Source organism: Pseudomonas sp. FG35 (genome assembly GCF_057809295.1).
In genome coordinates this window covers 1-24,947 of sequence record NZ_JBMDJR010000006.1, presented here as the reverse complement: position 1 = coordinate 24,947, position 24,947 = coordinate 1, and the positions used below count along the sequence as shown (strand labels likewise).

The 24,947-nt window shown below is 62.3% G+C and carries 18 protein-coding genes; 3 read left to right on the top strand and 15 right to left on the bottom strand.

The window, feature by feature from the left end:
• Window positions 1-8 precede the first annotated feature (8 nt).
• Entirely contained in the window at window positions 9-833 is an 825-nt protein-coding gene (locus ACODTD_RS13495; RefSeq protein ID WP_285357560.1) for a hypothetical protein, read from the top strand.
• Window positions 834-845: 12 nt separating this feature from the next.
• The gene (locus tag ACODTD_RS13490) at window positions 846-3,029 is read left to right on the top strand and encodes a lipase family protein (RefSeq protein WP_489104923.1); all 2,184 of its coding nucleotides are present in this window, start codon (window positions 846-848) and stop codon (window positions 3,027-3,029) included.
• 1 nt (window position 3,030) lies between these two features.
• Here ACODTD_RS13490 and ACODTD_RS13485 read toward each other — a convergent pair whose 3' ends face one another.
• From ACODTD_RS13485 to ACODTD_RS13415, 15 genes are all read right to left on the bottom strand, one after another.
• On the bottom strand, window positions 3,031-3,522 hold the full coding sequence (locus ACODTD_RS13485; protein ID WP_489104922.1) for a GNAT family N-acetyltransferase: 492 nt from the start codon (window positions 3,520-3,522) through the stop codon (window positions 3,031-3,033).
• A gap of 11 nt (window positions 3,523-3,533) precedes the next feature.
• Window positions 3,534-5,630, bottom strand: a complete 2,097-nt coding sequence (locus ACODTD_RS13480) for a site-2 protease family protein (protein ID WP_489104921.1) — start codon at window positions 5,628-5,630, stop codon at window positions 3,534-3,536.
• A complete protein-coding gene (locus ACODTD_RS13475; protein WP_221615586.1) occupies window positions 5,631-6,950 on the bottom strand; it encodes an efflux RND transporter periplasmic adaptor subunit in 1,320 nt (439 codons plus the stop codon). It abuts the gene before it with no gap.
• Entirely contained in the window at window positions 6,947-7,726 is a 780-nt protein-coding gene (locus tag ACODTD_RS13470; protein ID WP_108558988.1) for an efflux RND transporter periplasmic adaptor subunit, read from the bottom strand. The genes ACODTD_RS13475 and ACODTD_RS13470 overlap by 4 nt, the downstream gene beginning before the upstream one ends.
• 83 nt (window positions 7,727-7,809) lie before the next feature.
• Window positions 7,810-9,261: an efflux transporter outer membrane subunit gene (locus ACODTD_RS13465; protein WP_221615587.1), complete on the bottom strand. Its 1,452-nt coding sequence runs from the start codon at window positions 9,259-9,261 to the stop codon at window positions 7,810-7,812.
• Window positions 9,258-10,328: an HlyD family secretion protein gene (locus ACODTD_RS13460; RefSeq protein WP_285357568.1), complete on the bottom strand. Its 1,071-nt coding sequence runs from the start codon at window positions 10,326-10,328 to the stop codon at window positions 9,258-9,260. Before ACODTD_RS13460 ends, ACODTD_RS13465 begins: the two co-directional genes overlap by 4 nt.
• A gap of 19 nt (window positions 10,329-10,347) precedes the next feature.
• The gene (locus ACODTD_RS13455) at window positions 10,348-11,883 is read right to left on the bottom strand and encodes an MFS transporter (protein WP_011331857.1); all 1,536 of its coding nucleotides are present in this window, start codon (window positions 11,881-11,883) and stop codon (window positions 10,348-10,350) included.
• Window positions 11,884-11,985: 102 nt separating this feature from the next.
• Window positions 11,986-12,903, bottom strand: a complete 918-nt coding sequence (locus tag ACODTD_RS13450; RefSeq protein WP_011331856.1) for a LysR family transcriptional regulator — start codon at window positions 12,901-12,903, stop codon at window positions 11,986-11,988.
• A 58-nt stretch (window positions 12,904-12,961) separates the two neighbouring features.
• Window positions 12,962-13,828 (bottom strand): ABC transporter permease, encoded by an 867-nt coding sequence (locus ACODTD_RS13445; protein WP_011331855.1) that lies wholly within the window; start codon window positions 13,826-13,828, stop codon window positions 12,962-12,964.
• A 20-nt stretch (window positions 13,829-13,848) separates the two neighbouring features.
• Window positions 13,849-14,709 carry an ABC transporter ATP-binding protein gene (locus ACODTD_RS13440; RefSeq protein WP_011331854.1) on the bottom strand — a complete coding sequence of 287 codons (861 nt, stop codon included), beginning with the start codon at window positions 14,707-14,709 and terminating at the stop codon, window positions 13,849-13,851.
• Between the two features lie 5 nt (window positions 14,710-14,714).
• Entirely contained in the window at window positions 14,715-15,740 is a 1,026-nt protein-coding gene (locus ACODTD_RS13435; protein WP_489104920.1) for an ABC transporter substrate-binding protein, read from the bottom strand.
• 18 nt (window positions 15,741-15,758) lie between these two features.
• Window positions 15,759-16,655: a TauD/TfdA dioxygenase family protein gene (locus ACODTD_RS13430; RefSeq protein ID WP_064382651.1), complete on the bottom strand. Its 897-nt coding sequence runs from the start codon at window positions 16,653-16,655 to the stop codon at window positions 15,759-15,761.
• A 287-nt stretch (window positions 16,656-16,942) separates the two neighbouring features.
• The gene (locus ACODTD_RS13425) at window positions 16,943-18,310 is read right to left on the bottom strand and encodes an HlyD family type I secretion periplasmic adaptor subunit (RefSeq protein ID WP_007957729.1); all 1,368 of its coding nucleotides are present in this window, start codon (window positions 18,308-18,310) and stop codon (window positions 16,943-16,945) included.
• Window positions 18,300-20,456 (bottom strand): type I secretion system permease/ATPase, encoded by a 2,157-nt coding sequence (locus ACODTD_RS13420; RefSeq protein WP_041475100.1) that lies wholly within the window; start codon window positions 20,454-20,456, stop codon window positions 18,300-18,302. Before ACODTD_RS13420 ends, ACODTD_RS13425 begins: the two co-directional genes overlap by 11 nt.
• A 34-nt stretch (window positions 20,457-20,490) precedes the next feature.
• Window positions 20,491-21,843 carry a TolC family outer membrane protein gene (locus tag ACODTD_RS13415; protein WP_011331849.1) on the bottom strand — a complete coding sequence of 451 codons (1,353 nt, stop codon included), beginning with the start codon at window positions 21,841-21,843 and terminating at the stop codon, window positions 20,491-20,493.
• 358 nt (window positions 21,844-22,201) lie between these two features.
• Between ACODTD_RS13415 and ACODTD_RS13410 the strand changes: the two genes are divergently transcribed.
• Window positions 22,202-24,947, top strand: a 2,746-nt coding sequence (locus ACODTD_RS13410) for a retention module-containing protein (protein WP_285357580.1), incomplete at its 3' end; no start/stop codon positions are given.

Sequence of the window (24,947 nt, the reverse complement as noted above, 5' to 3'; positions counted from 1 at the left end):
ATTTCGCCATGAAGTCATTGGAAAAGGATCTGCATTCACCAGCGCAGACTGCCCTGAAAACCAGACTCACGCAGCGTGGTGCAACTTTGGGCTGCTGCCTTGTCTTGATCGCAAGCTGTAAGACCGAACCGCCCAACACCTTCAAATTAACAGCCGATCTACCACCGGGGTTTGCCTACGTCGCAGCGGTTCATTACGTACCCGAGAAAGGTCAGTCCTGCACCCTCCACAAACGCGACAACCTTGCGCCGGTGTTCAACAGCAAGTGGCGCACGGACTACAAGCCTGATGCCGAGATCACGATTCGCAAGATTGTTAAGGGGTGTCCGTTGGTAATCAGCAGGATCGCGCTGGAGATCAACGCGAGTTACTACAAAGCACGGGGAGATTTTGGGGGTGACGAAGGCATGGTCTTTTTAGGGAACGATATAGAGGAGCAGTACAAAGGCACTTTCAATGAGGCAGGTGAAAGTACTTTTTACGGTCAATGTGAATGGTGGTTCCGGACAGCTGGCGCACAACGCCGCATCGTCAAGATCCTTGATTGCAAGACATCTGATGCCCAAGGAGAGCGTGGGAAAGGAAAGACTTATTCTGCTTATGGGCTCGACCAACTACCGGGTAAAACCATAAAGATGAAGATCAAATTGGCAGCGGAGGAGCAACCGGCCATCAGGGATACCTGGGTAAAAATTCGAAATGGCTGGAAACGGTGCATGGGTGACAACTTTGAGGATCAGTATGGCTTTTGTTACGGCAACTACACCGACTTCAGCACTTTCACCATGCCGGATGGCCAAGTCTGCACCATTTATCCAGGTTGCACGGAATAAGGAGATTTCGCCATGACGTCATTTGAAAAGGATCTGCAATCTCCGTTGGGCAGTCGCATGCTGACATGTCCTGCAGGTGGAAGATGGACAAGTTTCCAACTCATCGACGAGTTCTGTTCGGGTGAACCCTATGCCGGGTTGGCTTACATCGTTACCGACTCGGAAGGCCATAAGTACACAGGCCGCTTGGACGAAGCGGGCAAGGGCAAAGTGAATAATCACTTTGCGGGACCAGTAACGCTGCTGTTTGATCAAGCATACGAAGGCAAGGAAAAGCTCTACTCATATTTGCAAGGCAGACCACATTACCCTCTGAAAATCACCGAGCTTCAGGTTCGCGCCGAAGCAACCCATTACCTGGACCCTAATGCCACTCGTACGCGGGAACGCCCCGAAATCGCAGACGGTGGGGATTACTTTCAAGTCGAAGTCCGTCACCTGGTCAGACATGCCTCCCACCTTCCACCGGAGGTTTATCGCGATTACCCCCTCGATTCCGGGTGCGCAGCCATCATGCGCGAACACGGCAAACTCGGGGTCGCCCTGATGCCGCAACGTCACACCATTCTGGAAGTGCGACCGCTACGTGCGTTGCGTCCGATGTTATCCACAGCTCCGGCATTCTGTGCACTCAACCTGTACCAGCTCGCATTGATGGCAACCCTGAGTTACTGCCCTTTCGGCCAGAAACCCAAAGTCCCTTCCGTCGAATCCAGATCCGTTAAGTTCCCGCTGCAACCCAGCGTCGGCAACTGGTTCGGCGATGCACTGCCCAAGGGGGAAGAACTGTGGAAAGTCGACAGCGCCCAGACCAAAGCCTATTACCCGCTCTACGAAAATGTTCCGTATTCCGCAAGGTTGGAAATCATCCCGTTTGACCCGAGCCTCTATGCAGTCAACAGACATACGCCAGAACGTGATCCTGAGCACCCGGCCAGCGTTCACTTCCTCGACGACATCGGTAGTAAAGACAGTACAGACACCCAAGCCTTCATCACCCACAACGACGAACTGATCCTGATCGCCGTTCGCGGCACCGCCGAGATCGTCGCCGACGGTTTGCGCGATGCCGATGCCCTTCAAGTTCCATTTGAGGAAGGCGCCGGCCAAGTACACCGAGGCTTTTACGAAGCCGCGAAAAAAACCTATGACTTCGCCGTCAAATACCTGGAAAAGTTCTACACCGGCCAAACACTCCTGATCTGCGGCCACAGCCTCGGTGGCGCAATCACGCTGCTGCTGGCCGAAATGCTCCGCCGTAGGCCTGAGGGCTACAAAATCCAGCTCTACACCTACGGCGCCCCCCGCGCCGGCGACGCGGATTTCGTCAAGGGCGCAGCCGATCTCGTGCATCACCGCATGGTCAACCACAACGACCCGGTGCCCAGCGTGCCCGGCAGCTGGATGAACACCAAGGCCGATATCTACGGCACCGGGGCAGCGCTGACCTTCGTGAATGTCCCGCTCGGTCTGTCGGTGTTCGTCGCGGGCATCACCAACTGGACCGGGGAAGCCTACGACCACCACGGCCGTTTGCGACACGCCATGCCGGTGGAGTTCGGCCGCCAGCAGGTGTCGTCAATCCTCTGGGAGCCGGGCTGCGACACCATCACCCAGCACGCAGCCTGTGATGTGGCGATCCGGCAGCGGCACGGCCTGCCGGATCGGCCGACGTTGCTCAAGCAGATCTTCGACGCCGGGCACCATTCGATGACCGGGGCCTACATCCCGGCGTGCTGGGCGGTGTTGCGGCGTTGGCAGGAGGCACAGGAGTCAAACCGCACGCTGGTTACCGAGCGAGAATTCGCGCTGGTTGAGACAGCGCTGCAGCGCATCACCGATCAGTTGCGCCGCCAGCGCAGCAATTTGCCGGGACGGCCGGACAGCTATGTGCGCAGCCGGAAAAACATCGTCGAAGCGCTCAATCATGAAATCGAGAACATCCGCACGACCCGCGAACGGCTGGCCAGTCTGCGGCACCGGCGCCTGACGACCACGGATGTTTATGGATCGCTGGCAGAACAACCGGAACGCCTGGCCGAAAGCCTGCCGCGCTGGCAGCTGCATCCGGAAAACCTCGCAACGGAACAACTGGCCATGGCACCGGAAGCCGCCGAGGATGACCCGCTGCTGGTAACGCTCTACGGTCACAGAATCGGCGCGCCCCACACTTTCGACATTGACTCGATCATCTGACTCAAGCCTGTGGATACCACACCAGCCGCTCCGCCGCCGGGTTGCGCTCCTCCACCGCAAACCCCAGCGCCAGGTAGTGCTGGCGCGCATGGGAGTTGTTGGCCCAGACCACCGTCGCCACCGGGCAGCGCACTTGCTGCGCGGCTTTTTGCACGCCTTGCAGCACGGTTCGCCCGTAGCCCTTGCCTCGGGCCTGGGGAATGAAGGCGAGGTACAACACGCGGATTTCATTGACGCCGAAATCAGTGCTGAGTGCACCGATGGCCGTGCCGAGTTTTTCCACGATGTAGTGCATGGCGTTGGGATGGTTTTCCCCCATGCCCTGCTCCTGCACCTGAAATTGCTGGGCGACGATTTGCTGCACCTGTTCCTGCTCGCCATCGATCCATTGCAGATCCGGGCGCGCCGATTGATACAAGCTTTGCAGAAACGGCCCGTCCGACGCCCGCGAAGGCCGCACCACCAGTCCGTCCGCCGCCAGGTTTTCCGTCATCTTCACGCTCCCTAGAAACCGCTTTCCCTGACCCCCAGCGCCGCCATCCGGCGCCAGGCCACGCCGAGCACCGACTCGCCACTGCCTTGCAACACCACCACGCCGCGCAGCGGTTGCACCGGGGTCGCTGCCTGATCCAGCGTAGTCAAACGCACGCCATATTGCGCCTGCACCGGTTCCGCTCGTTGCTGTTGATCGCGGCGCACGGCAATCGGCCCGTGGTGATCGGAAGTCAGCGCTTCCTGATCGACATAGGCCACACCGTTGGTGTCGATTTCATTGAGTTGCACCGCGATGGCGGCATGCATCGGGTCGTCGGCGATAAACCGCCCGGTGGCGCCGGGCTTGACTCGCCACAGTTCGGCCTCGGCCAGATAACCGCGCAGTCGCGTGCCCTCTTCGACCACCCGCGCCAGCGCATCCTTGCTCGACAGCCAGCGGCCCGGCGTCAGGTTCGGCAGCAGATCACGCACGGTGCCGGCGTGGGGCGCGCGTAACAGCAGACGTTCGCGTTGGGCGGTCAGGCCGCGATATTCCGCCACCGCTTCGGCGAGACGCTGCTCGACGATACCCGCGTCGGCAGCGGTTTCACTGCGGCCGGCCTGACGGCGCATCAGCAATTGCTGAATGCGGATTTCCCGGCGGACGATGGCCTGCCGCGAATCGAGGTCCGGCGATTCCAATTCGATCAGCACGTCGCCCTGAGCCACGGTCTGACCATCCGCCACCCTCACGGCTTTGACCCGCGCCGCCGTCGGCGCGTGCAAGGCACTGGCGCGACCGCCCTCGAGCATCGTCGGCAATTCGACCGAGCTGCGCCACGGCACGATCAGCACCAGCAACAGGCCGAGTACCGCCAGGCTGCTGAGCACCACGCGAGGGCCGTGAGCCTGTTCGCGGCGGCTCCACCACTGGCGCCACTCACTCATGATTGGCAGGAAGATGAACCACACCAGCTCGACCAGCATCAGGAAGATCCCCAACACCTTGAAGAACAGGTGATAGACCGCCAGCGCGATCCCGAAAAACAACGCCGCACGCCATAACCACGAGCCATACCCCCAGATCAGCAAACGCCGCTGCATCGTCGGCGACCAAGGCTCCGGCGCCGGCGCGCCATAGCCGAACAAGAACTCACGCAGGCGCCAGCGGCAAAAGGCAAAGGCGCGGCCCTGAAGGTTGTCGACCTCCCACAAATCGCTGAGCAGAAAGTAGCCATCAAATCGCATGAACGGGTTGAGATTGACCACCAGCGTGGTGATCCAGGTCGCGCTGGCGAGCATGAACGCCGCCGTGCGACCGGGCCCGTCCGGCAGGAACGACCAGACCAGCAGCGCGATGCTCGCCAACAGCAACTCCGCCAGCACCCCGCCGGCACCGATCAGCAGTCGCGCGCGTCGATCATTGACCCGCCAGGCATCGCTGACATCGGTGTAGAACATCGGCAGCAAGACCATGAACGCCACGCCCATGCTTTGCACCCGACACCCGGCGCGCTTGGCCATGAATGCATGACCGAATTCGTGACAGAGCTTGGCAAAAAACAGCGAGATGCCGAACGCGATCGCGCCACCGAGGCTGAACAGATGCGGAAAGGTGCCGACAAACCGCTGCCAGTCCCGCGACACCAGAAACACCCCGAGCGCCAGGGTCGCCGGCAGACCGTAGCGCAAAACCCTTGGCCCAAAGCGCTCCAGCCACGGCCACGCCCGATTGAGAAAGGCATCCGGCCGCCACAGCGGAATGCGGAAAAACAGGTATTGATGCAGCAGGATTGTCCACAGGCTCTGGCGTTGCGCGAGGGCCTTGAGTGAGTAACTGGCGCGTTGCTGATCGTCGAGGGCGCTGATCAGGTCATGCCCGCGCAGGAACGTCAGCAGTTGCTCCAGCTCGACGCCGTCCAGCGGCAAACCCGGTTCACGATTGGCAGCGCGCAGCACTTGTTCGGGATCGCCCAGCGACCAGTGACGCAACAGGCGCATCGCCGCCGCGCCAAGCTTGAAGTAGCGCCCGCGCACCGGGTCGGCCAGGGTCCAGCGCGGCGAACCGTCCAATGCCGGCGCCGCGGGCGACAATTGCAGGTCGGCACGCAGGTTCGGCAGGGTCATTTACAGACCTACGCTCTGGCGCAGTCCGGCGAGCGGACGCCGCAGCAGGTACAGTGCCAGCGGCGCACGCTCGCCGAAAATTTTTGCGGTGCCGCGCAGGCCGATACGCGGCGGGGCGTCGGCGAAATTGGCGTCCAGCCGATAGGCCAACTGGCCGCCGGCGGTGGGCTGTGCCTCGTAAGCGGAACGCTCGAGGGTGGCGAGGTGGCGTTGCAACGGGTCGCTGTCGAGAAACAGCGCGACTTCGGCGCCCGGCTCCAGCGAGATCGCGTCGCCCACGGCTAGTTCGATGCGCAGTTCGGCCTGGCTCGGGTCGGCGATTTCCATCAGCCGTTCGCCGGTCTGCACTGGTTTGCCGGTCCAGCGCTCGGCATCGGCGAACACCGCAATGCCGTCGCGCTCAGCGCGTACTTCGCTGCGGTTGAGCAGTTCGCGAGCGTAGTCGCGTTCGGCGCGTTTCTGTTCGGCGCGGGCGGCCAGCAGATCGACCCGGGAGCTGGATTCGGCATCAACGAACGAGCGCTGGGAATTGGCTTTGAGTTCCGCTTCGGCAACTCCGAGTGCACGCTCGGCGACATCGGCCTGAGCCTTCAGCGTCGTGCTTTCAAAACGCAGCAACAGGTCGCCGGTTTTCACACTCTGGTTGGGTTTGACCAGAAACTCGGCGATCACCCCGTCCAGCGGTGCGGCGACAACCCGCCCGCCCTGAGGCACCACTTCGGCGGGCGCCAGCACCGACTGGCGCACCGGGATCAACAGCCCGAGCAACAACACGGCGACCAGCGCCACCTGACGTTTGCGGGTCCAGCGCAAGCGCCACGGCTTGCGTGGTTGCAACGCCAGCCAGGCATGGCTGTAGGTGTCGCCCAGCTGCGACAGCAGCACTTGTTCGGAAGGGTTCCACGGCAGATCACGGGCCAGCCACAAACCGCCGAACACCTGATCCTGACGGTCGATCAACGGCAGCCAGAACACTTGCATGGCCGACAGACTGCGCCAGTCGGCCTGAATCGATTCACCGACCATTTCCGGCGTGATCACCCGCGCCTGTTTCAGCACATCCTGCTTGAACAACTGCGCCACGGCCTGCTCGACGAATGCCACGAACGGCGCATTCGGCTCCACTGCGCTGACCCCGGTCACCGCCTGCACCTTGCCGGCGATCAACAGCGCCGCATGGCGAAAACCGAACAGCGACTGACCGTCATTGACCAGGCTGTAGGCCAGTTGCGAAATATCATGAGCGGCGCGGGTCTGCCGTTCGAGATCGAGAAACCGCGCGAACACCTGCTCGGCGGCGCCGCTCACCGGGGCGTTCACTTAAGCTCCGGAAAATGCGCGGTGCCGCTCATGCCGGCGAGCAAGCCTTTGGCTTCGGGGAGTGTTGCTACCAACAACAGCGTCTGGCTGCCTTCATCGATCCGCGCACCGAGGCGCTTGACCGTGGCGTCGATCGGCTGACCGGTTTCATCGGGCACGAAGCTGAACGACTGACCGGGCTTGAGCCTGGCCATCCAGCGCGACGGCACCAACAGATGGATTTCCAGGGTGCGGTTGTCGACCACATCGAGCAGCGGCGCACCGGCCGGCACGCTTTCATAACGCTGCACCTTGCGTTCCACCACTTGCCCATCGAACGGCGCGACCACGCTGCAACGTTTGACCTGGACTTGATAAACCTGAGATTGCGCCTGGGTTTCGCTGACCTTGGCCTCGGCCCGGGCCACTTCGAAACGCCCGACGGAATTGAGCGCCGCCAATTGCCGGTTGTGCGCCAGCTCTTCACCGGCGCCACGGCTGGCGGCCTGCGCGGCATTCAACTGGGCCTGATAGGCCGAACAGTCGAACCGCGCCAGGGTATCGCCCTTCTTGAACGACTCGCCCTCGCTGAACGGCAACTCGACGATTCGCCCGGACAACTCGCTGGCCAGCGTCGCCTGATCCCGCGCCCGCAACACCCCGCGCGCTTCACTGCTGGCCGACGCATTCGCCGCCCCGCCGTTATCCAGCAGCGGATCGTCTGGCGCGGGCGTTTGAGCCTGAACTGCACACGTTACAAAGGTCAATCCGACAACCCAACCACGAAAACGCCGCATAACCGTTACTCCCTGACGGATGCTCGGAGTCTACGACAGCGGCGATTAGCGTCAAGCGAAAGGCCATCATTCGGGTGGGAGAATTAACGCTGCGCCATCTCCCCCACCGGATACACCGACTCCCATCCCCCGCCCAACGCCCGGTACAGCCCGATCATCGCCAGTGAAACGCCGGTGGAGCTTTCCACCCATTGTTCCTGGGTGGCGAGCAGTGCGCCTTGCACGGTGAGGACGTTGACGAAGTCGACCACGCCTTCGACGTATTGCTGTTGCGCGGTACGCAGGGCGATCTGGTTCTGGCGCACGGCTTCGGCGAGGCTGTCGCGGCGGCGCTGGCTGGCGTTGTAGGCGGTCAACTGGTCGTCGATTTCGTGCCAGGCGCGCAGGACGGTCTGTTGATAACCGATCGCCGCTTCCTGCTGTTGGGCTTCGCGCAGTTGCAGCACGCCGCGCAAGCGGCCGCCGTCGAACAGCGGCAGGCTGAATTGCGGGCCGATGCCGAAGGCGCGTGAGCCCCAGGAACCGAAATCACTGAGCTGCATGGCTTGCGAGCCGAGATTGCCGGACAGAGTGATGCGCGGATAGAAATCGCCCTTGGCCACGCCGATGTTGGCGGTGGCGGCATGCAACCGGGCTTCGGCCTGGCGGATGTCCGGGCGGCGTTCAGCCAGTTGCGACGGCAGGCCGATGGCGACTGTCAGCGGCGACTGTGGCACTGGCGCATCTGTGGATAACTCTTTGGTCAGGGCCTGCGGCGGTTCGCCCATCAACAGGCTGATGGCATTGATCAGTTGCGCCTGACGCTGCTCCAGTGCCGGCAGCCGCGATTCGATGGCCGCCACTTGCGCGGCCGCTTCGGCGACGTCGAGATCGGTGGCCACGCCGTCGTTGAGGCGCAGTTGTGAAAGCTTCAGGCTGTGTCGCGCCACATCGAGGTTCTGCTCGGTGACCGCGCGGGTGTTCTGTACGCCGCGCAGCTGGATGTAGTTCTGCGCGGTGTCCGCGAGTACCGCCAACAGCACGCCGCGACGGTCGTTTTCCGCGACTTCGAGGTTGGCATCGGCGGCTTCGGTCTCCCGGCGCACGCGGCCCCAGAAATCCAGCTCCCAGGAGGCCGAGAAACCGGCATCCCACAGGTTGAAGGCCGAATCGCCATTGTGCCCGGACGGGTCGTTCAGGCCTTCGCCGCTGTTGCGTTTGCGGGCATAGCTGCCGGTGGCGGCGGTCGTAGGATAACGGTCGGCGGTGATCACCTGACGGGCGGCGCGGCTTTGTTGCAGGCGGCTGCTGGCCAGTTGCAGGTCAAGGTTGCTGCGCGAGGCGCGCTGGGTCAGGGCCGAGAGTTGCGCGTCGTGAAAGACTTCCCACCAGCGCTCGTTCAAGGGTTCGCTGACGGCCTGGCTGACGGCGGTTTTTGAGGGCTTTGCCCACTCGGCAATCTGCGTGGCTTGGGGTTTCTGGAAGTCCGGGCCGACGGTGCAGGCCGCCAATGCCGACAGACTCAGGACCACTGTCAGGGACTGAAAGCGCTTCATCGCTGCGTCACCTCACGCACCGACGTCGCTGAGCTTTTGGTATCAATGCTCGCCTCCACCGACATCCCCACCCGCAAGCGTTCGGCCAGCGGCTGACCCGGATCCAGCAGAACCTTCACCGGAATTCGCTGCACAACCTTGGTGAAGTTGCCGGTGGCGTTGTCCGGTTTGACCGCCGCGAAGGTCACGCCGGTCGCTGGGGCAATGCTCTCGACGCGGCCGGTGAGGGCTTCGCCGCCGAGGCTGTCGACCCGCACCACAACGTCCTGCCCCGGCTGCACGTCGGTGAGCTGGGTTTCCTGGAAGTTGGCGACCACATAGGCCTGCTTCAACGGCACCACCGCCAGCAGCTTGCTACCCGGTGTCACGTAGGCGCCGACCCGTACGGCACGCTCGCCGATCATGCCGTCCTGGGGCGCGGTGATGCGCGTGTAGGACAGCTCGAAACTGGCGATTTCCAGCGCGGCCTGCGCGTGTTTCAAACTGCCTTCGGCGGCATCGCGCTGCGCCGTGAGGATTTCCACCTGCTTGCGTTCCGCTGCCAGTTTCGCGGTGGCCGTGTCCAGCCGCGCAGAGGCCTGATCGATCCGGGTGCGCGCCTGTTGCGCGTTCTGCACGGTGCCTGCACCGACGCCAGCCAAGTGGCTATAGCGGTTCAATTCCTGCTGGGCGAAAGCCATTTCAGCCTTGGCCGACACCACCGACGCCTGCGCCTGAGCGATCACCGAGGACTGGCGCTCAAGGGTGGCCTTGGCGTTCTGCAACTGCGCGCGGGCGACCAGGGTTTGCGCATCGGCGGCTTCGGCAGCGGCGCGCAAGTCGCGGTCATCGATCAGCGCCAGCAACTGCCCGGCCTTGACCTGCTGGTTGTCTTCCACCAGCACCTCTTTGATGAACCCCGCCACACGCGGCACCACCAGGGTGAAATCGGCGGAGACGAACGCGTCGTTGGTGTTCTGCTGAGTGCGCTTGCCGAACAGGCCGGGCATCGCCAGATACACCAGCACACCGACCGCCAGCGCAGCGGCCACAGCCACCGCGAGTTTTTGCTTTGCTTGAGTCGTCATAAAAAACCTTCTGTTCCAGTCAGGTTGGCGCGCGAGGCGGATAGATCCGCGTCGGCAGCCAGAGAATCAGCAGGATCAGCGCCACCGCGACGCCGGCCATGCACAGATAAAGATCCGAAGAAGTCAGCACCACCGCCTGTTCGTGCAGGCGATGGGCGAGGCCGGGGTCGTTGCTGGCGGCCAGCGGCGAGTTGCCGAGGCGATCGACCAGCATCGTCGAGTGAAAATGCAGGCGCGAAGTGGTCAGCGCCTCGATCACGCCGGTGGCGACCACCGCCGCCAGACCTTTTACGGTGTTGAACCACGCCGAGGCGAAAGGCCCGTCCTGTGGCTGGATGCTGCCGGTCGACAGCATCAGCAACGGCAGCACCGCCATCGGCTGGCCGAAAATCTGCAGCCATTGCAGGACATAGAAATCGTCGCGAATCCATTCCGAGGTCAGCTGCGATCCGCCCAGACACGAGAGCGTCAACATGCCCAAGCCGATGCCGAGCACCCAGCGACAATCGACCCAGCGCAGGTTGCACAACGCCGCCACCAGCGGCAGCGCGATCAACTGCGGCAATGCCGCGATCAACATGATCGGCGCAGTCTGTACCGGCCGGTAACCCTGAACCTGAGCCAGGTAACTCGATGGAATCAGCACCACCGCCAGCAGCACAACCAGCACCCCGGCCAGCGTCATCAGCGCGAACGACAGGTTGCGGATGCCGAGCATCTGCAACTTGAAAAACGGAATCGGCTGCGACCATTCATTGATCAGAAACGCCACCAGCAACAGCGAACCGGCGCCGAGCAAAGCGCAGATCAGGTTCGACTCGAACCAGTCCAGGCGATTGCCCTGCAACAGGCCGATCACCAGCATGCAGATCGCCGGAAAGCCCAGCAGCAGGCCTTTCCAGTTGAACGAATTGAGGCGTTCCAGACGCAGCGGATCCTGTGGAATGCCCCAGGCAACCATCGCCATGGCAATCAGGCACGGCACGATGATTTGCCAGAACGTCCACTGCCAGCCGACGTATTCGGTCCACAACCCGGCCAGCGGCGTGCCGAGACCGGGACCGAAAGTCGCGGTCAGGGCGTAACCGGCGAGGCCGTAAAGCTTGATGTTGGCCGGCAGGAATCGCAGCGCAACGGTCATCAGCATCGGCGGCAACGCACCGCCAGCCAGGCCTTGCAGGATGCGCATCAGCAGCAGGCTTTCGTAGTTCGGGGCGAACGGGCAAAGCACCCCGAGCAGGGTGAACACGCCGATGGCGCACAGGGTGAAGCGACGCAGGGAAAAGGTCACCGAGCACCACGGCGCGAATGCCATGGCCGCCACCGAGGTCGCGGTGTAACTGGCGACCAGCCAGGTGCCTTCGTCGTAACCGATGCTCAGGGCGCCGCGAATGTCGGCCAGGGCGACCTTGGTCACCATCTCGTTGAGACCCGACACCAGCACCGCCAGCAGCACGCCGACCAGACCGATGATGATCCGCGCCCCGAACACCGGTGGCGCGGCGGCCATCGGAGCGGCAGTGGCAATCGGCGCCGTGACCGTCAGGGATGTCATGCAGGCAAACTCCGGAGGGAAAAATACCGGAGCATGGTAGTAGGGCTTAGTGCTGACGAAAATTGACTTCTTGGCAGTTTATAAGTGCACCGGACGCAATTGTCAGGGCTGTGCCGCCAGCCAGGTTTCGTCGCAGCAGGTCTTGAGGGTTTCCCGCAGCCAGCGGTGGGCCGGGTCCTTGTCAAAACGCGGGTGCCAGGCCTGGGTCAGCATCAGCGTCGGCAGCGGGATCGGCAGGTCGAACGAGCGCAGCTTCAAGCCCAGCCGCCGCACGCTGAGCAGCGCTTCCTTGGGCACTGGCAGGATCAGGTCGGAGTCCGGCAGGGCGAACATCGCCGCGTGGAAACTCGGCGCAATCACTGCCACCCGCCGCTCCAACCCCAGGGCATTCAAAGCAGTGTCGATGGGGCCACGGGCGATGCCCCGGCGGGACATGCTGATGTGGGAAAACCCGGCATAGCGTTCGGCCGTGATCTCGCCGTCCAGCAGCGGATGATCCTCGCGCACCAGACCGACGAAGTGGGTGGAAAACAGGTTCTGCACTTTGACTTCCGGCGTCACCGGGCGCGTATTGCTGACACTCAGGTCGATGCGCCCTTCGCGCAGCGCTTCATCGTCGCCATCCCCCTCGGGAACGAAACGCAACTCACAGTGCGGCGCCAGTTGATCGAGGGTGTCGAACAGCTTGCCGCCGTACACGCCAACGAAAAAATCGTTGGCGCGAATGCTGAAGCGCCGGCGCAACGTGCCCAGTTCCACCGCATCGGCCGAGCGAAACAGCAGCGCCGCCTGCTCGACCACATCCCGCACCTGCTCGCGCAGTTCCAGGGCCTTGGGCGTCGGCACCAGACCGCGGCCGGCACGCACCAGAATCGGATCGCCAATGGCTTCGCGAATCCGCGTCAGCGTGCGGCTCATGGCCGCCGGGCTGAGGTTCATCCGCCGCGCGGCGCCGACCACGCTGCCCTCGTCAAGCAAGGCGTCGAGGGCGACCAACAGGTTCATGTCCGGGAGTTGCATGCTGAGCACTCGTGACCGATCAGGATTGATTCGCACGCAATGCTAGCAGATCAGAAAATCAGCGCTGCATCCCCCAGCGTTTCACCGTCACCCGCTCCAGCGTGTCGAACACCAGGTTTTCCACCAGCAAGCCGATGAGGATCACCACCGCCAGACCGGCAAACACCTTGTCGGTGTACAACTCATTGCGATTCTGGAAGATGTACCAGCCCAGGCCACCCTTTCCGCTGGTGGCACCGAACACCAGTTCGGCGGCGATCAAGGTGCGCCAGGCGAAAGCCCAGCCGATTTTCAGCCCGGCGAGGATCGACGGCAGTGCCGCCGGAATCAGGATGAACAACACGAAGCGCATGCCCTTCAAGCCGTAGTTGCGCCCGGCCATGCGCAGGGTTTCCGAAACGCCGAGAAACCCGGCGTAAGTGTTCAGCGCCAGCGCCCACAACACCGAATGCACCAGCACGAATATCAGGCTGTTCTGACCCAGCCCGAACCACAGCAACGCCAGCGGCAACAGGGCAATCGCCGGCAGCGGGTTGAACATTGAGGTCAGGGTGCTGAGCAAGTCCCGACCGACCTGGGTCGAAACCGCCAGCGTGGTCAGGGCGAAGGCGAGGACGATGCCGATCAGGTAACCCTTGATCAGCACCACCAGCGAGATCCAAACCTTGCCCAACAATTCACCGCTGAGCAGGCCGTCATACAGCGCGTGACTGGTCTGCAAGAAGCTCGGCAGCAGCAGGTCGTTGTTCTGCACCCGGGCCACAACCTCCCAGAGCACGGCGAGCAAAATCAGGATCACGCTTTTGCGCAGCCAGCCCTGTTGCCACAGACGCTGGCCCAGCGGCAACTCGCGCTCCACCGGGACGCTGGTCAGCGGTTGCAGATCGTTTTCGAATTCTTGACGTACGGATGATGAATGGCTCATCGGGCAATCCTCCAGGCGGCTCAATAAGCGATGCGGATATCAGTGAAATCCAGTTCGCGCTCGGTTTCCGGCGACTGCCCTTCATCGAACAGCAATCGGTGAATGCGCCGCGCCGATTCCTGAAACGCCACACTGCCGAGGCTGTGCAAATCGTATTGATGACTGTGCACTTCCGCCCTCACCCGCCCCGGATGCGGCGACAACAGCAGGATCCGATTGCCGACCACCAGCGCTTCTTCAATCGAGTGGGTGACGAACAACAAAGTGAAACGCACCTCCTCCCAGAGCAGCAGCAATTCCTCCTGCATCTTGCGCCGGGTCAGGGCATCCAGCGCGGCGAACGGCTCGTCCATCAGCAGGATTTTCGGCTGCATCGCCAGCGCCCGGGCAATCGCCACCCGCGCTTTCATGCCGCCGGACAGGGTGTGCGGATAGGCATCGGCGAACGCCGCCAGACCGACTTTTTCCAGATAATGCAGCGCGCGCTCTTCGGCTTCCTTTTTCTTCAGCGTGCGCGAAGCCAGCAGCGGAAACATCACGTTCTGTTTGACGGTTTTCCACGGAGGCAGTTGATCGAACTCCTGAAACACCACGATCCGGTCCGGCCCCGGCGCGTCGACGCGCTGGCCCTGCAGACGGATCTCGCCCTCGCACGGCGTAATGAACCCGGCGACGGCTTTGAGCAAGGTGGATTTACCGCAGCCGGACGGGCCGAGCAGCACGAAGCGATCTTGTTGATCGACTTCGAAACTGACCTGGTGGGTGGCCCGCACGACGCGCTGCGGCGTGCGGTATTCGAGGCTGACCTGGTCGACCGCCAACAGCGCTTGCGCGGTGGCGATCGGGTTGCTGGCCGCGTGGCCTTGCAAAGGGGCGTTCATGTCGATCAGCTCCCTTGCAGCGGTTTGGCGTCCTGGAAGAAGTAGTCCTTCCACGATTCGGGTTTGTTCTTGATCGCGCCGACGCGGTAGAGGAATTCGGCGAGCGGGTAGGTGTTTTTCGGCGTGACGCTGAATTCGAACTGCGGGTTGTCGATGATTTTCTGCAACGCGGCGCGGTCGATCTTGGCCTTGGTCACACGGATGTAGGTGTCCGCCGCCGCGCCTTTATCGTTCTGCGCAAATTGCGCGGCTTCGGTCAGCGCTTCGACGAACGCCTTGTAGGTTTTCGGGTTCTCGTTGCGGAATTTCTCGGTGGCGAACAGCACGGTCGGCGAGTTCGGGCCGAGCACGTCATAGGAATTAAGCACGACGTGGACGTTTGGATTCTCCAGCGCCTGATCCTGGAACGGCGGGTTGGAGAAATGCCCGGTCAGCTCGGTGCCGCCGGCGATCAGCGCCGCAGTGGCGTCCGGGTGCGGGACAGCGATGGTGTATTTGTCGAGGCGATTGAATTCCTTGTCGCCCCACTGCTTGGCGGCCGCGTATTGCAGGAAGCGCGACTGCACGGAAACGCCCACCGCCGGCACCGCGATGCGGTCCTTCTCGGTGAAGTCGGCGATGGTTTTGACCTTGGGATTGTTGCTGACCAGGTAGTACGGGAAGTTGCCCAGCGAGGCCACGGCTTTGACGTTCTGCTTGCCGTGGGTGCGATCCCAGATGGTCAGCAACGGCCCGACGCCAGCGCCGGCAATGTCGATGGAACCGGAGAGCAGCGCATCGTTGACCGCCGCGCCGCCGGACAACTGGGTCCAGTCGACCTTGATGTCGAGGCCTTCCTGCTTGCCGTACTTCTCGATCAGTCCCTGATCGCGCACCACGTTGAGCAATAAATAGACAATGCCGAACTGTTCGGCGATGCGGATTTCACCTTCGGCGTGGGCCACGGTCGGCGCCACCAGGCTGCCGGCGATCAGGCTGAAACCGAGGCCGATGGCCGCCGCCAGCGGTGCGAATGGAAGACGTTTGGACATGATCGGATCTCCGGCAAATCAGAAAGGCGCGTCGCCCTGGATGGTGGTGCGATACAGCTTGCGGCGCAGGTGCGCAGGGCAACCGGCGGCAAGGTGGATCAGCGAGCGGTTGTCCCAGAACACCAGGTCGTGGGGCTGCCATTGATGGCGATAGATGTTCTGCGGCAGCACGCTGTGGGCGTAGAGCTCATCAAGCAGTTGTTTGCTCTCGTCTTCCGGCAGGCCGACGATGCGGGTGGTGAAACCTTCGCTGACGAACAACGCCTTGCGGCCGTTTTCCGGGTGGGTGCGGACCACCGGGTGCACGACCTCGGCGACCTGGGCCAGTTGCTCCGGGGTCAGGGTCGGGCGCCAGTTGCCTTCGAATTTGGTTTCGCTGTAACGCGCGGTATAGGAATGCGCAGCCGAGCGGCCTTCGACGGCTTTGCGCAGCGCGTCGGGCAGGCTGTCCCAGGCTTTGTGCATGTCGGCGAACAGGGTGTCGCCGCCTTCGGACGGCAGCTCCTGGGCGTGCAGCATCGAGCCGAGGCTCGGCAGCTCTTTATAGGAAAGGTCCGAGTGCCAGAATTTGCCGGCATCGCCGAGGCCGATGTTCTGGCCGTTTTCGACGATGTTGGAAACAATGAGGATTTCCGGGTGATTGGCCAGCAGGAACTGCTTGAGCACGTGGATCTGCAACACGCCGAAGCGGCGGCTGAAATCAATCTGCTGTTGCGGGGTGATGCGCTGGTCGCGGAACACCACGACATGGTGATCGAGGTGCGCGCGGTGGATGCGGGCGAAGTCTTCATCGTTGACCGGACGGGTCAGGTCGAGGCCGATGATTTCGGCGCCGACGGCACCGCTGAACGGGCGGATCTCGAAGGTTTGCGGCGCGGCAGTCGCGGCGCTTGGGGTAGCAGTAGCTGCGGACATCAATCAATCTCCCACGCACGGCGCGCTCATGGGCGCGCGCGTCGATCAGAAACTCACGCTGGATTGCGTGTTGGTTCGTGTCGTGCGGCGCGCCGATTGGTCGGCAGGTACGCAGGAGGCTGACTTTATAGCTATAAGAATTGGAAATTAAATACCGTTAACGAATAACGATATGGCGATTGCTTAGGAATGGACTGGATGGTGAGTGACCATTTGTGTCACTTCTGGACGGAATGCGTTGGTGCGACGAACACCTCCGCGAATCCCGCGGAGGCGTCCGTGAAGCTTTACCGCTCGTGCAACGCCTCGGCCCGCGCGCGGATGATCGGTTTGAGCAGATAGCTCAGCACGGTCTTCTTGCCGGTGATGATGTCCACCGACGCCACCATCCCCGGGATGATCAGCAAAGGCTTCTCGTCAGTGCCGAGATGGCTGCGTTCGGTGCGCAGTTTGATGATGTAGTAGGTGGTTTTCTTGTCTTCGTCGGTGATGGTGTCGGCGCCGATCTGCTCCAGCTTCGCCTTCAGACCGCCGTAGATGGTGTAGTCATACGCGGTGAATTTCACCGTGGCTTCCTGGCCCGGATGCAAGAACGCGATGTCCTGCGGACGAATCTTCGCTTCGACCAGCAAGGTGTCGTCCAGCGGGACGATTTCCAGCAGGTCGCTGCCCGGCTGGATCACACCGCCGATGGTGTTGACCAGCATCTTGTTGACGATACCCCGCACCGGCGAAGTGACGAGTGTACGGCTGACCCGGTCTTCCAGCGCCTTGCCGGTGGCCTGGGCCTTGTTCAGATCGGTGCGCGCTTCGTTGAGCTGAGTCAGGGCTTCGCTGCGGAATTTGCCGCGCGTTTCGTCGATCTTGCGCTGCACTTCCTTGATCGCCGACTCAGCACGCGGGATCGCCAGGGTGGTGGCGTCGAGCTGACCACGGGTTTCCACTTCGGCACGCTTGAGTCGCAGCACTTCCACCGGCGATACCGCGCCCTGGGCCACCAGCGGCTCGGACATGTTGATTTCCTGGCGTTGCAGGCCGAGTTGCTGGCGGTACTGCGCCTGTTTCGAGGTGAATTCGCGCAGCTCTTGCTGACGCTGGATCAACTGTTCCTGCAACCCCCCAACTTCATCGTGCAGTTGCTGGCGACGGCTGATGTACAACGACTCTTCGCTCTTGGCCTGACCCGGCACGGCTTTGAGCACGTCCTCGGGGAAATTCAGCGGGCGGTCATCGACCTCGGCGCTCAGGCGCTCGACCCGCAGCAGCATCGACAGGCGATCCGCTTCGGTCTCGCCGACATTGGACGCAAAACGCGTGTCGTCCAGGCGAACCAGCGGCGCGCCGGCCTCGACGATCTGGCCTTCCTTGACGAACAGCTCGGAGACGATCCCGCCCTCGAGGTTCTGGATTTTCTGGATCTTCGACGAAGGAATCGCCTTGCCGTCGCCCTTGGTCACTTCGTCGATGACGGCGAAGTTGGCCCACAGCATCAGGAACACGAAGAAACCGATGATCGCCCAGATCGTCAGGCGCACCACGCGTGGCGCGTCCTCGATCAAGGCCTTGTTGACCTCCGGCAGCGGCTGGCCCTGCAGCGATGCCGAGCCTTTGAAGTAGCGGCGGATCGAATCCTTGAAACCCGACTTAAGCAACACTGATCTGCCCCTTCTTCAACGCTTCCATGACGGCCGCTTTCGGGCCGTCGGCGAGGATCTGTCCACGGTCGACCACCAGCAGGCGGTCGACCAGCGACAGCAGCGATGCCCGGTGCGTCACCAGCACCACGGTCTTGTTTTCCACCACCGCCGCGAGGCGTTGCTTGAGGCGTTCTTCGCCGGTGTTGTCCATGGCGCTGGTCGGTTCGTCGAGCAACAGGATCGGCGGATTGAGCAACAGCGCCCGAGCCAGGGCAACGTTCTGGCGCTGACCGCCGGACAGGTTCTGTCCACGCTCGCCGACTTGCAGTTCATAACCCTGCGGGTGCAGTCGGGCGAATTCGTGGACGCCGGCCAGTTCAGCGGCCTGCAAGACAAGTTCGTCTTCGACGTAACGGGCGCCGGAAATCAAGTTGTCGCGCAAGGTGCCGGCCAGCAGCTGGATGTCCTGCGGCACGTAGCCGATGTTGTAGCGCAACTCGCTGACGTCGATCTGGCGGATGTCGACGCCGTCCACCAGCAACGCACCGTCGTCCGGCTGATAGAGGCCGACCAGCAATTTCGCCAGCGAACTTTTGCCCGAGCCGCTGCGGCCGATGATGCCGATCTTCTCGCCGGGACGGATCACCAGGTTGATGTTCTTCAGCGCCGGATTCTGTTGCTCCGGGTAGGTGAAGCTGAGCTGGCGGCATTCGATCGCGCCTTGCAGCACCTTGCGGCTCAGCGGGCGCTCTTCGAAATTGCGCTCTTGCGGCAACTCCATCATCTGGTCGACCGAGGTCATGGTCACCCGCGCCTGCTGGTAGCGGGTCAGCAGACCGGACAGCGACGCCAGCGGGCTGAGGGCGCGGCCACTGAGCATGTAGCAGGCGATCAGGCCGCCCATGCTCAGGTTGCCGGCGATGATCTGGTACACGCCGAAGACGATCATGATCACGCCGGCCAGTTGCTGGATCAGCAGGGTGATGTTCATCGCCAGACCGGAGAGCATTTTCACCCGCAGCTCAAGACGGCTGAGGGTGCCGATGGTTTGCTCCCACTGGTACTGGCGTTCGCTTTCGGCGTTGTTGACCTTCACCGCGTCGAGGCCGGCGAGGGTTTCGATCAGGCTCGACTGACGCTCGGCGCCGAGGGCCATGGTGCGTTCCATGGTTGCCACCAGCGGCTTCTGCAACGCGTAGCCGATCAACAGCGCAATCGGGAAGGCCAGCACCGGAATCCACACCAGATGCCCGCCGAGTATCGCGATGACAATGAAGATCAGGAGGGTGAACGGCAGGTCGATCAGGCTGGTCAGGGTCAGCGACGCGAGGAAGTCGCGCAGACTCTGGAACTCGTGGATGTTCTGGGCAAAGCTGCCGACCCGCGCCGGGCGGTATTTCATGGCCATGCCGACGATGCGTTCGAACAGCGTGGCGGAGATGATCAGGTCGGTTTTCTTGCCGGCCAGATCCAGGCACAGGCTGCGCAGGCTCTTGAGGATCAGGTCGAACAGGTAGGCGCCGGTGATGCCCAGTGCGAGCACCCACAGGGTCGCTTCGGCCTGGTTCGGCACCACGCGGTCGTAGACGTTCATCACGAACAGCGGCGCGGCCATGGCGATGATGTTGATCAGGAAACTGGCAGCGATGGCGTCGGCGTACAGCCAGCGCGAACGCTTGAGGGTGTCGCGAAACCACGAGCGTGCACGCGGGATCAGCGTGCCGTGGTTGACGTCGAATTTGTGCTGGGGCTGGGCGAAGAACACTTTGCCGGTGTAGTCGTCGGCCAGCAGTTCGCGGCTGACCAGAGACTCGCCGCCGTCGCTTTCGCTGAGCAGCACCCGCGCTTCGTTCTCACCCTGCCAGCCGAGCAGGACGGCACTGCGGCCATCCTTGAGCAGCAACAGCGCCGGCATGGCAATCGCCGGAATTTCTTCAAGCTTGCGTTGCAGGACTCGCCCTTGCAGCCCGGCGCGCGCCGCTGCACGGGGCAGCAGCTCGACACTCAGGCGTTGTTTTGGCAGCGGCAGGCCGGTGGTCAGCATGGCCGCGCTGGCGGGTTTCTGATGCAGCATGCAGAGAGCGAGCAGACCATCCAGTAACGGATCGTCGTGCAACGCGCGTGGATCATGACTGAGATGAACTCGACTGACTTCTGATTCCACGCTCGACACTCTTTAGCAGTTGAAAAGGGACAACTCAATTCATCCCAGGCAGCTGGACCTTGGGCTTCACGTCGTTCTGCACAACGGATGCCAAGGGTGCGACCACTCCCTGGCTCTTGAGTAACTCGCCCATGGTCGCCTTGATTCGATACTGAGTAAATAACTGAATGTTTTTGATCTCGGCCAGACGGCGCGAAGCGGTGAACAACTCGTTTTCGCTGTCGAGCAAATCCAGCAGGGTGCGTTCACCGAGGCTGAACTGACGCTGGTAAGCGGTGCGCACCGAGGTGCTGTGATCAACGTACTGCTGAGCGATCGGCACTTGGGCGTTGGCGTTGTTCAGGGCGTTCCAGGCCAGGCCCAGTTCTTCATTCAATTGGCGCAAGGCGTTGTTGCGGATGTCCAGCGCCTGGTTCGACAGGTAGGACTTGGACTCCAGGTCCGCCTTGTTGCTGCCGCCCGAATACAGGTTGAAGCGCATGCGCAGCATGGCCTGCCATTCGTTGTTGTGACCGTTCTGGCCATCGAGGTCGTTGTCGGCAGTGCGGCCCAGCTCGGCGTCGAAGCGCGGGTAGAAGGTCGACTTGGCGGTCTCGTACTGCTTCTCGGCCGCGGCGATATCGGACTCGGCCGAGCGCAGGATCGGGCTGTTTTCCAGCATTTGCTGGCGCGCTTCATTCAGGTTGGCCGGCATCATCGCCATGAACGGCGCCGGACGCTCCAGTTGATCGGGCATCTGGCCGACGGCACTGAGGAAGTTGGTTTCCGAGTCGGCGAGGTTGGTCTGCTCGGTGATCAGGTTGTTGCGGGCCTGGGCCATCCGCGCTTCGGCCTGGTCAAGGTCGGCACCGCTGCCGACGCCGCGCTGGGTGCGCAACTGGATCTGGTCGTAGATGCGCTGATGGCTCTTGAGGTTTTCTTCGGCCAGACGCACGAACTCGCGACGGGTCAGTACATCCAGGTAAACCTGGGCCACGGTCAGCGCGGTGCGTTCGGAAGTGCCGAGCAGGGAATACGCGCGGGAGTTGACGGTGGCTTGTTGACGCCCCACTTCGCTGGACGTCGCAAAACCGTCAAAAACCATTTGCGACAGACGTAAACTTGACTCACTGCGGTTCAGGGTTTCCCAGTGATTGCCGCCACCATTGGCACGGGTGGTGACGCTGTCGGTGCCTTCACGGCCATAACCGCCCAGCAGATCGACCTTGGGCAGGTATCCACCTTTTGCAGCCTTTAATTGATAATCCGCGGCCAGTCGGCTGTTGACCCCTGCCTGGATTTCCGGATGGACATCCAGCGCCTGCTGCATGGCTTCTGGTAAGGATTGTGCTTGGACGAAAGACGCGGCGAGAGCGAAGGGTAGAGCCTTGAACAGGTGCGAACGCATGGTAAAGATTTCCCAGAACTTCTTGTCTTGAATCACAGCAAATTGGTGAGCTGCGTCGGAAGATGGCAACCGGAATGACCGTATGTCGGAAAGTTTAAAACCGGAACTGGATCACACGCTGAAGGGCAGGTCGCCGCATAAATATCAATGTGACATTACTGGGGCGATTGTTTAGGATGGCACCCAGAAGGTCAATAGTTTGGCATAAAGTTAATAGCGAAAGAATCTAGCCAAAATATTGACGAATGCCAGCGTCAACTTTGTTTCACCTTTTTTTAAAGTACGTCCAGACTGAATCGGCGCAGATCGCCATCAGGTCTATGGAAGTCAACTGAACGTGACACCCGGAGAGTCTTCAATGAGCAGTGTTGTTGCCATCGTCAAAAGCATTGTCGGTCAGGTTTTCGTGGTGTCCCCAGAGGGCGTCCGTCGCGTACTCGTTGAAGGCGACCGGCTGTTTGCCGGCGATCAGGTCGACACCGGCGTTTCCGGCGCCGTGTCCCTCGAACTGGCCGATGGCCGCACGATCGATCTGGGCCGCGACACTCAGTGGAGCGCCGACACTCCGGATTCCAGCACTGACCTGGCCGAAGCCACCGCGCAAGCCGCGCCGTCGGTGGAAGAGCTGCAACAAGCCATCGCCGCCGGTGTCGACCCGACTACCGCCCTTGAATCCACCGCAGCCGGCCCGAGCGCCGCTGGGACTGGCGGTGCCGCTGGTGGCGGCCACAGCTTCGTGATGCTCGATGCGACCGCCGGCCGCGTCGACCCAACCATCGGTTTCCCGACTGCGGGCATCAACGCTGCAGGCCAGGCCGCGCAAAACATCACCGGCGGGCAGAACACCGACACCACCGCCAACGCCCTGCGCGAATCGACCCTGAGCCTCAGCGCCACGCCGAGCATCACCGAAGCCGGCGGTGTGCTGGTGTACACCGCGACCCTGACCCAGGCGCCGCTGACCGACCTGACCATCACCCTGTCCAACGGCGCGGTGATCGTGATTCCGGCCGGTTCCACCACTGGCACCGCCAACGTGCCCCTGGCACCGAACGACACTGTTTATAACGACCCGACCCAGATCGACGTGACCGTCACCGGCACCACCGGCGGCAGCGGCATCACCGTGACCCCGCCGACCACCCCGGCCACGACTCAGGTCACCGACACCATCGACACCACCACCGTCACCCTGACGGCCGGCCCAAGCGTGACCGAAGGTGGCCAGATCACCTACACCGCCACGCTGACCAACCCGGCGCAGACGCCGGTGACCGTTACCCTGTCCAATGGCTCGACCATCACCATCGGCGCCGGCCAGACCACCGGCACCGTCAACGTGCCGACCGCGCCGAATGACGTCTATAACAACGGCAGCACTGTCACCACCACCATCACCGGAGCCACCGGCGGCAACTTCGAAAACCTGGTGCCGAACCCGACACCGGCGGTGACCACCATCACCGACTCGATCGACACCACCGGCCTGACCCTGACTGCCACCGGCACCGTGGTCGAAGGTGGCCAGATCACCTACACCGCGACCCTGACCAACCCGGCGCAGACCCCGGTGACCGTCACCCTGTCGAACGGCTCGACGATTACCATCGGCGCTGGCCAGACCACCGGCAGCGTCAACGTGCCGACCGCACCGAATGACGTCTACAACAACGGCGGCACTGTCAGCACCACGATTACCGGTGCCACCGGCGGCAATTTCGAGAATCTGGTGCCGAACACGACGCCAGCGACCACCACCGTCACCGACTCCATCGACACCACCAACCTGTCGCTGAGCGCGACCGGTTCCGTGGCCGAGGGCGGTTCGATCGTTTACACCGCAACCCTGACCAATCCTGCCGGCACCCCGGTGACCGTGACGTTGAGCAACGGCTCCGTCATCACCATCGAGGCGGGTAAAACTACCGGCACCGTGACCGTTCCGGCGCCAGCCGATGACGTCTACAAAGACGCCGGCAAAATCGAAGTCACCATCAAGGACGCCACTGGCGGCAACTTCGAGAACCTGGTGCCAAGCACTGTTCCCGCTGTCACCGAAGTGACTGACACCATCGACACGTCGACGGTCAAACTGACGGCTGATTCTTCGGTTGCAGAAGGCGGCACCGTTACCTATACCGCTACGGTTGGCGCACCAGTCACCGGTTCGCCGGTGACTGTCACTTTGGCCAACGGTCAGACCATCACCATCGAAGTCGGCAAGACCACCGGCACCGTGACCACCACCGCGCCGAATGACGCATTGGCTGGCAACGCACCGCTGACCAACTCGATCACCGGCGTTTCCGGCGGTAATTACGAAAACCTCGTGGCCGACAAAACTCCGGTTTCGACCACGGTTACCGACGTTGCCGACATCACCAACCTGACGCTGAGCGCCACTGGCACCGTCGCCGAGGGTGGTTCGATTGTTTACACCGCGACCTTGACCAATCCTGCGGGCACACCAGTGACCGTGACGTTGAGCAACGGCTCCGTCATCACCATCGAAGCTGGCAAAACTACCGGCACCGTGACGGTTCCGGCGCCAGCCGACGACGTCTACAAGGACGCCGGCAAAGTCGAAGTGACCATCAAGGATGCGTCCGGCGGCAACTTCGAGAATCTGGTTCCGAGCACCGTTCCTGCCGTCACGGAAGTGACCGATACCATCGACACCTCGACCGTGAAGCTGAGTGCCGATACATCGGTGGCTGAAGGCGGCACCGTCACCTACACCGCGACGGTGGGCGCGCCAGTGACCGGCTCGCCGGTGACTGTCACTTTGGCCAACGGCCAGACCATCACCATTGAAGTCGGCAAGACCACCGGTACCATCACCACTACCGCACCGAACGATGTGCTGACCGGCCATGCACCGCTGACCAACTCGATCACGGGCGTTTCGGGTGGTAACTACGAAAACCTGGTGGCCGACAAGACTCCGGTATCGACCACGGTTACAGACGTTGCCGACACCACCAATCTGACCCTGAGCGCGACCGGCACTGTCGCTGAAGGCGGTTCGATCGTCTACACAGCTACCCTCACCAACGCCGCCGGCACTCCGGTGACCGTGACCTTGAGCAACGGCGCCGTCATCA

Bases quoted from the DNA above. Each gene is read 5' to 3' on its own strand.
- ACODTD_RS13495 (WP_285357560.1), top strand. From the start codon at position 9: ATGAAGTCATTGGAAAAGGATCTGCATTCACCAGCGCAGACTGCCCTG.
- ACODTD_RS13490 (WP_489104923.1), top strand. From the start codon at position 846: ATGACGTCATTTGAAAAGGATCTGCAATCTCCGTTGGGCAGTCGCATG.
- ACODTD_RS13485 (WP_489104922.1), bottom strand. From the start codon at position 3,522: ATGACGGAAAACCTGGCGGCGGACGGACTGGTGGTGCGGCCTTCGCGG.
- ACODTD_RS13480 (WP_489104921.1), bottom strand. From the start codon at position 5,630: ATGACCCTGCCGAACCTGCGTGCCGACCTGCAATTGTCGCCCGCGGCG.
- ACODTD_RS13470 (WP_108558988.1), bottom strand. From the start codon at position 7,726: ATGCGGCGTTTTCGTGGTTGGGTTGTCGGATTGACCTTTGTAACGTGT.
- ACODTD_RS13465 (WP_221615587.1), bottom strand. From the start codon at position 9,261: ATGAAGCGCTTTCAGTCCCTGACAGTGGTCCTGAGTCTGTCGGCATTG.
- ACODTD_RS13460 (WP_285357568.1), bottom strand. From the start codon at position 10,328: ATGACGACTCAAGCAAAGCAAAAACTCGCGGTGGCTGTGGCCGCTGCG.
- ACODTD_RS13455 (WP_011331857.1), bottom strand. From the start codon at position 11,883: ATGACATCCCTGACGGTCACGGCGCCGATTGCCACTGCCGCTCCGATG.
- ACODTD_RS13450 (WP_011331856.1), bottom strand. From the start codon at position 12,903: ATGCAACTCCCGGACATGAACCTGTTGGTCGCCCTCGACGCCTTGCTT.
- ACODTD_RS13445 (WP_011331855.1), bottom strand. From the start codon at position 13,828: ATGAGCCATTCATCATCCGTACGTCAAGAATTCGAAAACGATCTGCAA.
- ACODTD_RS13440 (WP_011331854.1), bottom strand. From the start codon at position 14,709: ATGAACGCCCCTTTGCAAGGCCACGCGGCCAGCAACCCGATCGCCACC.
- ACODTD_RS13435 (WP_489104920.1), bottom strand. From the start codon at position 15,740: ATGTCCAAACGTCTTCCATTCGCACCGCTGGCGGCGGCCATCGGCCTC.
- ACODTD_RS13430 (WP_064382651.1), bottom strand. From the start codon at position 16,655: ATGTCCGCAGCTACTGCTACCCCAAGCGCCGCGACTGCCGCGCCGCAA.
- ACODTD_RS13415 (WP_011331849.1), bottom strand. From the start codon at position 21,843: ATGCGTTCGCACCTGTTCAAGGCTCTACCCTTCGCTCTCGCCGCGTCT.